We start from the raw sequence: 501 nt of genomic DNA, 5'->3' as shown, positions 1-501 counted from the left end.
ACATACTCTTCTTGGGGTATACCTAAGCAAGTAGCAGTTTGCTCCGTTAGCTGAAAGAATTCTTCGGTAGTTTGTACATCGAATTCATACAGTTGCTGCGCGATGATGTCAAAACACAGTCCGTACTCAGCGTACTCCAGCATCTCGGTTGCGTGTTCCACATCCAGCTGCGGCAGGCCAAGTTTGGTCGCCTCTGCCAGTAAGGCCCGTGTTAATACTTCTCGTTGCTTCATCTAGACTTTGACTCGTTCACGGGTTGATGTAGACTAAAGCGAGTCCGTCAAGTAGATAGAGGGGTCTAGGCTCTATCAGTATGGTTGACGGCTATCAACCGCTCACGGACGCGCAATGGCAAGGTATGCGCCCGTGGCTGCCGGTGCAACGCAAGCGGCGGTTGTGCTTGCGTCAAGTGGTGAATGCCTTGCTCTACGTGTGCCGTACAGGCTGCCAGTGGCGCAGCCTACCGGCCACGTTCCCGAAGTGGACGGCGGTATATTATTA

2 protein-coding genes are annotated in these 501 nt (G+C 52.9%); one reads left to right on the top strand and one right to left on the bottom strand.

The features are described from left to right. Positions 1-233 (bottom strand): MafI family immunity protein (locus tag ACYVKQ_RS23165; protein WP_460677757.1); only part of this gene is annotated, 233 nt, incomplete at its 3' end. An 80-nt stretch (positions 234-313) separates the two neighbouring features. On the opposite strand from ACYVKQ_RS23165, the gene ACYVKQ_RS23160 reads away from it, so the two are divergent. Further along, on the top strand, positions 314-501 hold a 188-nt coding region (locus ACYVKQ_RS23160; RefSeq protein WP_460677756.1), incomplete at its 3' end, for a transposase.

The sequence above is a fragment of the Hymenobacter coalescens genome, assembly GCF_054783195.1.
Note: the sequence above shows the minus strand (reverse complement) of the source record. Positions and strands in the feature narration are given on the sequence as shown.